This is a genomic window from Holospora undulata HU1, from assembly GCF_000388175.3.
GTDB classification, from domain to species: Bacteria; Pseudomonadota; Alphaproteobacteria; order Holosporales; family Holosporaceae; genus Holospora; species Holospora undulata_A.
Genome location: NZ_ARPM03000154.1, coordinates 1 through 4,538, shown reverse-complemented (window position 1 = coordinate 4,538; position 4,538 = coordinate 1). Strand labels below are relative to the sequence as shown.

General features: G+C 36.7%; 4 protein-coding genes. All 4 read left to right on the top strand.

The genetic code is table 11. The annotated features are described in order from the left end of the window. Window positions 1-338 precede the first annotated feature (338 nt). Window positions 339-1,889, top strand: coding sequence for a F0F1 ATP synthase subunit alpha (atpA, locus tag K737_RS04495; protein ID WP_006303309.1), 1,551 nt, complete (start codon window positions 339-341; stop codon window positions 1,887-1,889). Continuing rightward, window positions 1,886-2,836, top strand: a complete 951-nt coding sequence (locus K737_RS04490) for a F0F1 ATP synthase subunit gamma (RefSeq protein WP_006303307.1) — start codon at window positions 1,886-1,888, stop codon at window positions 2,834-2,836. The genes atpA and K737_RS04490 overlap by 4 nt, the downstream gene beginning before the upstream one ends. A gap of 168 nt (window positions 2,837-3,004) precedes the next feature. Further along, entirely contained in the window at window positions 3,005-3,937 is a 933-nt protein-coding gene (locus K737_RS04485; protein ID WP_006303305.1) for a hypothetical protein, read from the top strand. Between the two features lie 223 nt (window positions 3,938-4,160). Next, a complete protein-coding gene (locus K737_RS09560) occupies window positions 4,161-4,367 on the top strand; it encodes a hypothetical protein (protein ID WP_006303354.1) in 207 nt (68 codons plus the stop codon). The last annotated feature ends 171 nt before the right edge of the window (window positions 4,368-4,538 follow it).

The window sequence follows — 4,538 nt, the reverse complement described above, 5'->3', positions numbered from 1 at the left end:
GAAGGTTCATTTGCATTAAACATTGTTGTTTATTTTTAATAAAATAGCCTCTCTTTCGGATCTTTTAAAGCCCCTTCAAAAAAGTGAGGGGGAGTATGATAATTTTCATTATAAATTGTTATACGCTCTTCCTCAAATGTATGTATCTCTGTTCATTTAGTGATGGGATTTGGTACAATTATTCTAAAAAAATCGGTTTATGTAAATCTGACTGTTGATTCATTCTATAGAAACCGTGTATTGTATAGTCAATGGTGTTTTGAAATCGTCAATATCAAAAAATTCATTAAAAGTAATAAAATTTTTTGGTCTATACACAAAAACAAAAAGGGTACGCAATGAAATCTTCTAAATTACAAGCTTCTGAGTTTTCATCACTTATTAAAGAATTTATTTTTTCTCAAAAAGATTCTGATTTTAATACTAAAGATGCCCAAATCGGGTTTGTACTAAGTGTGGGAGACGGTGTGGCAACCGTATGGGGGCTCGATCATGTACAAGCTGGGGAAAAAGTCGAATTCAGTGATGGAACTCAAGGGATGGCTATGAACCTAAACGAGGACACGGTGGGAGTAGTTATTTTTGGAGATTCCAAAAATATTCAGCAAGGAGACGTTGTAAAGCGCACAGAACGTCTTATGCAAACCGCCGTGGGGCCGGAATTGTTGGGACGCGTAGTAAATGGGTTGGGGGACCCCATTGATGGCAAGGGAGCTTTCAAGAACCCAGAATACAGTCTTATTGAACGTCCTGCCCCCCCGGTTATTGCACGCAAAAGCGTGTTTGAACCCTTGGCCACGGGTATAAAAGTTATCGATGCGTTGATCCCCATAGGGAAAGGGCAAAGAGAGCTAATTATCGGTGATCGTCAGATTGGAAAAACGACGATTGCTATTGATACGATTTTAAATCAGAAACACTTTAATGATGCCAATCCTCACTCTCCTGTGGTGTGCGTTTATGTGGCAATTGGACAAAAATGTTCTACCGTAGCGCAAATCGTTAAAACGCTAGAGGAACATGATGCATTAAAGTATAGCATTGTGCTGTGTGCTAATGCTTCTCAATCTGCCTCTCTTCAGTTTTTAGCTCCCTATACTGGGTGTGCAATGGCAGAGTATTTCCGAGATCGAGGACAACACGCTTTAATCGTCTATGATGATTTAGTTAAGCATGCTGTGGCGTATAGAGAAATGGCTTTGTTGTTGCGGCGCCCCCCTGGTCGAGAAGCTTATCCAGGAGATATATTTTATCTTCATTCCCGACTGTTAGAACGTGCTGCAAAATTAAATGATGATTTAGGAGGAGGGTCCTTGACAGCTCTTCCCATAGTGGAAACACAAGGGGGAGATGTTTCTGCGTATATTCCCACCAACATTATTTCTATTACAGACGGTCAATTAGTTTTAGAAACAGAGCTGTTTTACAAAGGGTTACGTCCTGCCATCAACGTTGGTCTTTCTGTAAGTCGTGTGGGGTCGGCTGCTCAAACAAAAGCGATAAAGAAAGTATCGGGCGCAGTGAAGTTAGAAGTTGCCCAGTATAAAGAATTAGAAGCATTTTCTCAGTTTGCTTCAGATCTTGATAGCGCAACAAAACACACCTTAGAGCGCGGCCAAAGAGTTGTTGAAACCCTAAAGCAACCACAGAATTCCCCATGTTCCCTTGCTCAAGAAGTTGTTAGCTTGTATGCAGTAACTCAAGGATACTTAGATGACATTCCTGTAGCTCAGGTTTTGCCATTTTTATCTTTTTTTTGGGAAATTTTGAATGAAGAATACGCGGCATGGGTTCAAGAAATAAACAATAGTACTGATTTTTCTGAAGAAGCCAGCGTCGCCGTTAGCCAATGTATCCAACAATGTAAGGAAAATTTTGTTCCAGTATGATTACCTTAAAAGAATTACGCACCAAGCGGAAAAGCGTTGCAGGAATTGAACAGCTAACAAAGGCACTTAAAATGGTGTCTCAGACAAAGCTTTTAAAAGCGCAGCATCAATGGCGCCGTGCTCAAAAAGAATTTAAAGCAATGGTGAGCCGTTTAGAGCACTTGCGTTATTTTGATTTTTTAACGAAAGCATCTTTAGAAAAAAAGGATGATGTTTCTGTTGAGTTTTCTGATTCCTCTTTTGTTGATTCAGATCCCAAACATCTAATCGTCTTGGCATCTGATAGGGGATTTTGTGGAGGATTTAACGGAAAAATCCAAAAGGAAGCGTCCGACTGCTTGCTAAGATTAGCACAGCTAGAACACGTAACAATTGTTGGAAAAAAGATAGTTTTCTGGGCTCAGCAAGAAGCACTAAAATATCCTCATATTCATTTTGAATACTTGTATAATATACAAAATTTTTCTCAGAAAGAGGCTATAAGTTGGCTGGAAGAGATATATAAGAAAAATTCCTATAACGATCTAAAGGGATGTTACGTTCTTTATATGCACTATATCAATGCAATTTCTCAACAAGTAGAGCTGCTTCCATTAGCGCAAAATGAGCATAGAAAAAATATCGATTCTGGTTTCGAAGAAAGTTCTTTTTTTTCCATGAAAAAAAGTGTTGGAGAATATTTTCATAATACTCTTCCGTTACTTTTGCCAGATAGTGCGACGTTGTTAAAAGCATGGGAAAAAATGTGTATTTGCAAGCATTTTATTTCTATTCTTCAAGAACACTTGGTTAGCGAGCATAGCGCACGTATGATGGCAATGGAAAAAGCGGGTGACAACGCAACAGAGCTTCTTTTATCTTTGCAAAAGCAGTACAACTATCTAAGACAAAACCAAATTACGAAAGAACTGGTGGAAATTACAGTTGCACTTCAGTCTGTAGAATAAATGATCTATATAAGTTCTTTTATTCTTTAGGTTTTGTTTAAAAAATTGGAATAATTTAGTGTTCTTTTTTTGGATGCGGTAAGGAATTTTTCTTCGTGCAAAAGAGCATTTTGTATTTTTTAATTATGTTGTTGTACTATCAACAGGAAAAATAAAAAAATTTATTGTATGAAAAACAAATTTTTGATCGCTGTATTAGCAGCGGGGATATTCTTTACCCAAAAGTCCAAAGGACTTTCTTTTTCATCATCTGATGGAGATCGTTTTCAAGAGCAAAATTCTGACCTAATTTCAGAGATAGAAACAGAAAAAAATCAAAAATCTGATTCTGTTTTGGATCCTATTTCTAAGTTGTTTTTTAAACAGACTCTTATTCCTAGCGGGGATAATGTGCTTTCTTTTACTACTACGAATATTCCTTCTAAAAAAACACATTCTTCTGTGAAAGAATTTGATATTCTTGATAAAAAAAATAAAGAAGATACACAAAAAAAAGTATCTCAAGAACAGTTAATGAATTTGATTTTTAAGCTTATGTCTTTTCCAGAAAAATTATTAAAAGAAAAAGATTTTGCTTTGAATCCTGAAAAAATTTCAACAAAAATAGAGACAAGTTCGCAAGAAATACCACATAAAGTTGCCGCAAATTTTGGAACTATCCTAGAAAAAGAATTGGATAAAGTCAACGTCCCCCCTGAGGAGGATTTTGAACAAGAATCGACTAAAGCTGGAACAAGCTCTGGAGCAGGCCTAGAAGAGGAATTGGATAAGATCGACGTAAGCTCTGGAACAGATTTTGAACAGAAATCAAGCAAGGTTGGCACAAGCTATGGAACTGATCTAGAAGAGAAGTCAGATGCAGGAAACCCAAACACTGAAACAGATTCAAATGAGACACAAAATAAAGACTGTTCAAAGTGCAAGGCTACAAAAAGATTTCCGATCCTCTTTAAGAAAATATTTTCTTCTCCAATTCACGCCTTTATCAATGAAGAGCCTAAGAAAGACATTTCTTCTACCTCTTTAGAGGATCGCTTAGATAGACTAGAAACACAATATCGACGTTTGGCGGAATATTTATTGAATAGCCATCATAGATAAAATCATCAATTCAACGTTTTGAATTCTTTTGAAAGTGTTGTTGGTGTACTTTTCTATACTCATGCTGAATGAAATGTTTACAAGTTTAATAATTTTTCTTATGCAAAAATTTCTGAAATAAGATAGTGCTGCGTTAAGAACGCAGCATCGGAAAGAAAAGAACCGACACACAGCAGATTAGGATTAAGGCAGTTTTGTTGACAAGGGGGGGAGCTATCGTCAAATGGCTAAGGCTCTTCTGATTGACGATCAGTCGTTATGTCGGAACTTATCGCACATTTGGAAAGCCATAACGTATATAAAAGTAAGCGATATCTGCGCTTATGTTCTTGAGGCAAGACGTTGCACGCCCATAATTTTTCATTTAAAAACAGCAGCACGGCCCGAAAAGACAGATCCAGCCAAGCAAAAAGCCTTTATTCAACGGTGATGACAATACCGCATAAGTGTTGAAAGTGTCAAAATAAATGTTTAACAGCATTGAAATCCCCTCCTGAAATAATAATTAATGTTTTAATAAAAGATTTCTTTAGATCTAATGTAAATTGAAATAATGGAATTTTGAAGCCATGCAGTTTCTTTCTAGCCTTGTATATTAAAA